Here is a 3,679-nt window from a genome sequence, read left to right on the forward strand (position 1 = left end):
TTCTAGCGGTGGAGGCTGGCAAACAAGTTGCTATTTTAGTACCAACAACCTTACTAGCTAACCAACACCATCAATCTTTTGTAGATCGATTTTCAGATTATCCGGTTGAGATTGCCGCATTGTCGAGATTTCAAACACCTAAAGAACAAAAGCTTATTGTTGAAAAGCTAAATTTAGGCAAAGTTGATATTGTTATCGGCACCCATAAAATTATTCAAGGCAGCATTAAGTATAAAAATTTAGGCTTGGTCATTATTGATGAAGAACATCGCTTTGGTGTCAAGCAAAAAGAAGCGTTAAAAAAACTACGTGGCCAAAGTGATATTTTAACAATGACTGCAACTCCTATCCCAAGAACCCTAAATATGGCGCTTGGTTCATTACGTGAATTATCTATTATTGCCACACCACCGGCCAAACGTAGTGCTATTCAAACTTTTGTACAAGAATGGCAAGATGATAATATTAAAGAGGCTTGTAGTCGAGAATTACATCGTGGCGGTCAAATCTTTGTTCTACATAATGATATTGATTCAATTGATAACATGGCTGAAAGCCTTAAAGAGCTCATGCCCAATGTGCATGTTCGCATTGCCCATGGACAAATGCCAACTCGTGAGTTAGAACATATCATGAGTGATTTTTATCACGCGCGTTTTCAAATTTTAGTCTGTACCACCATTATTGAAACGGGTATCGATATTCCCAATGCCAATACGATCATTATTAACAATGCGCAGAACTTTGGTTTGGCGCAATTGCACCAATTGCGCGGACGGGTTGGTCGATCACATCACCGCGCTTATGCGTATTTGGTTATTAAGTCGCATCAATCTTTATCTAAAGATGCAAAAAAACGCCTAGATGCCATTGAATCATTAGAGGAGTTGGGTGCAGGCTTTATGTTGGCTAATCATGACCTAGAGATTCGGGGTGCAGGTGATTTATTGGGTGATAACCAATCTGGAAAAATTAGTGAAATTGGGTTTAATCTCTACCATGATCTATTAAAACGCACGATTGACGCTATGCGTGCTGGGCGCAAAATCAACCTAGATGATCCAATCAACCATGAAATTCAGATTGATTGTGGATTGCCATCTATCATTCCTGAAAGTTACATTGAAGATGTTCATGAGCGCCTAGTTTTATACAAACGTATTGCCAGTTGTAATACTAACAACGAATTAAAAGAACTCCAAATTGAAATGATTGATCGCTTTGGTCTTTTACTAGATTCAACTAAGCACTTGTTTGCCAATACGCGCTTAAAACTCTTTTGTGAAAAAATTGGCATTGATGAGATTAATCTCTACGATGACAAGGCAATCATCACCTTTGGCGCTAAAAACACCATAGAGCCAATTAAAATTATTCAGTTAGTGCAAAAACAGGCTAAAAAATACCAAATCAAGGGTCAAAATCAATTAATTATCAAAGAAACCATGCCTGAGGACATCAGGCGTATTGAATTGGTAGAAGGATTATTAAAGACTCTGGCTTAGGATTGGTTTTTAAACAATGGTAATACTAGTTTCAGCACAATAAATACAAAAACAATACCGCCCAATATGTCGCCCGTTAGATAGCTTTGCATAAACGCAAGTGCATCTACGTCTTTACCGTCAACTTTCACCTTATTCATGTAAAGGAATAACTTCCCTAGTGTGTTTATTAGGGAGGAAAGAATGACTAAAAAAATCACATGTCTAAAATTAATCTTGCCGACAGTGATGAATGTTGACAAATGGAAATAACGCATGATGGCTATGGCAACGAGTGGTGCTAGCACACCTACTAGCGTACCTAATGGTCCATACACTTCATTTCCATGCCAAAAATCGTATAAGAATATTCCACTCATTAGCGAACCTATTAACACACCAATAAACGCCCAAGCGCCAAAGAGCAAATAGGCCAAAATCTTTGTGCCCATTGGTAACCATAAGTAGTTTCCAATCGAAATATCATTGCCATATAGAAAAGACATTAATGCAGAAGTCAGAAAGACTACTAAGGTAATTAATAGACTATTTAAGATCATTAGCACTGACTATAAATTAAATTGTAAGTAGTTTACACTGAACTATATTATCGGATCCATAATCATCTATATAAATAATTAAAGTCAAGAGGGGTGTTACCAATGGCTTAAAACTTAATCAGTTAAATAAAGAATGTGATCAATGCACTGTGCAGTGCATGATGATATAACCAAAAAAATAATGTTAGTTTGTAATTAATTTTAATATTTAAATTAATACAACTGGAGCTATTTCACACAGAAGTTTTCTAAGAAAACTGGGTTGGCTTAATTTTTTTACTATAAATAATAATTTGAATCACGACATAAACCAAGGTCGCAGTTCCTATGAAGTCAATTACAAACAAACTAGAAAAAGATTCAGCCATTGCTATTGGTAGAGTGTGTTCAGTTGTAGTTGCGAGTTGTGCGAGTTTAAAGATGGAGCAAAAGATCGCTTGAAGGAAGGATAAAATCAATACCTGTTTAAAGGTAATGCTTACAATGTTGGATATATTAATTCGTTTAGCCGAAGACATAATATAAAAGGCTATTGCAGGTGCAACCGTACAGGTAAAAGTCATCATTGCCAACTCTAGAGGTACGATAGCTCCCTGCGGTTTAAATATTAAACTGGCAACAATAATCGCAAGAAGCACACTGGGTATCAAACGAAGGCCAAATAGCATATAAGATAACAGGGCGACACCGCCAATTAGATTTACATTAACTGCCCACTGACTTTCAACCACTGCCGACATATAAGCAAACACAAGGATCATAAGAAATACAATCCTGCTACGTAATAAGTTTTTGCTTAGAACTTTAGTCACTTTAATTTCTATGCTTTTACAGTGGTCAAAACAAGGGGTGTTATTTTCAAGACTGTCCAAATAACCACGATACCGCCTAAGATATCACCTATTAAATAATGCCCTAAAAAGTCAACGGGATTTATTGTAAATACTGAGCTCTTGGCATAGATGAGAAATCGACCTAGCGCATGAAGCACTGCAGTAAAGATAATCAGAAATAAAATATGTCTGAAATTGATTCTCTCTAACTTAGAATAATCGGCTAATTTGAAATACTCTATCAGCCACATCGACACAAGAGGAGTGATCGCTCCCATTATCGCACCAATGCCGCCCCAAACTAACTGACCGCCCCATGTAGCAAACAAAACAAAACCACAAAATAAACAAGCAAGAATCACACCAGGCAACACATACCTACCAAAAATTAAAAACACTAAAATCTTGGCGCCAATCGGTAGATATAAATATGACCCCACTTCCACAGAAAAATTCGATAAATTTATCATGAGGATAGCAGCTAAAACGACAGCCATAAAGGCGATTAAATTACTAGCAAGGTAGTTCTTATATTTTTCCATGTACGGATTCTAACTCATCATTGAAAAAAGTCTAGTATGGATTTCCATACATTATTAGGTCTGAATGGGTTACATAAGACCAGAGATCGTAAATAGTTTACTTATTGTAACCAAGCACCATTGCACGTTTGTCGGCTTTAGACTGTGTAGCGGTGATAATGTTCTTTGATAACAACACACCTACTGCACGCTTAATGGTTGACAATGAGTATTTTGCAAAATATTGATCTTTAGTAATGGCGGTGATGTTTGCATCTTTT

Annotated in this window: 4 protein-coding genes; 1 reads left to right on the plus strand and 3 read right to left on the minus strand. The window is 36.6% G+C overall.

What is annotated here, in order from left to right; translation table 11 throughout:
* On the plus strand, positions 1-1,505 hold a 1,505-nt coding region (locus P8M52_RS06195; RefSeq protein WP_300308880.1), incomplete at its 5' end, for a TRCF domain-containing protein.
* On the opposite strand, the gene P8M52_RS06200 is transcribed toward P8M52_RS06195, so the two are convergent.
* The 3 genes from P8M52_RS06200 to P8M52_RS06210 all read right to left on the minus strand — a co-directional run bounded on the left by P8M52_RS06200 (position 1,502) and on the right by P8M52_RS06210 (position 3,419).
* Positions 1,502-2,044, minus strand: coding sequence for a hypothetical protein (locus P8M52_RS06200; protein ID WP_300308883.1), 543 nt, complete (start codon positions 2,042-2,044; stop codon positions 1,502-1,504). The two genes, P8M52_RS06195 and P8M52_RS06200, sit on opposite strands and share 4 nt — an antisense overlap.
* Positions 2,045-2,292: 248 nt before the next feature.
* Positions 2,293-2,784, minus strand: a complete 492-nt coding sequence (locus P8M52_RS06205) for a hypothetical protein (protein ID WP_300308886.1) — start codon at positions 2,782-2,784, stop codon at positions 2,293-2,295.
* A gap of 80 nt (positions 2,785-2,864) precedes the next feature.
* Positions 2,865-3,419, minus strand: coding sequence for an MASE1 domain-containing protein (locus tag P8M52_RS06210; protein ID WP_300308889.1), 555 nt, complete (start codon positions 3,417-3,419; stop codon positions 2,865-2,867).
* Positions 3,420-3,679 lie beyond the last annotated feature (260 nt).

Source organism: Candidatus Thioglobus sp. (genome assembly GCF_029243085.1).
Classification (GTDB): Bacteria; Pseudomonadota; Gammaproteobacteria; order PS1; family Pseudothioglobaceae; genus Thioglobus_A.

Bases quoted from the DNA above. Each gene is read 5' to 3' on its own strand.
- P8M52_RS06210 (WP_300308889.1), bottom strand. From the start codon at position 3,419: ATGGAAAAATATAAGAACTACCTTGCTAGTAATTTAATCGCCTTTATG.
- P8M52_RS06200 (WP_300308883.1), bottom strand. From the start codon at position 2,044: ATGATCTTAAATAGTCTATTAATTACCTTAGTAGTCTTTCTGACTTCT.
- P8M52_RS06205 (WP_300308886.1), bottom strand. From the start codon at position 2,784: ATGTCGGCAGTGGTTGAAAGTCAGTGGGCAGTTAATGTAAATCTAATT.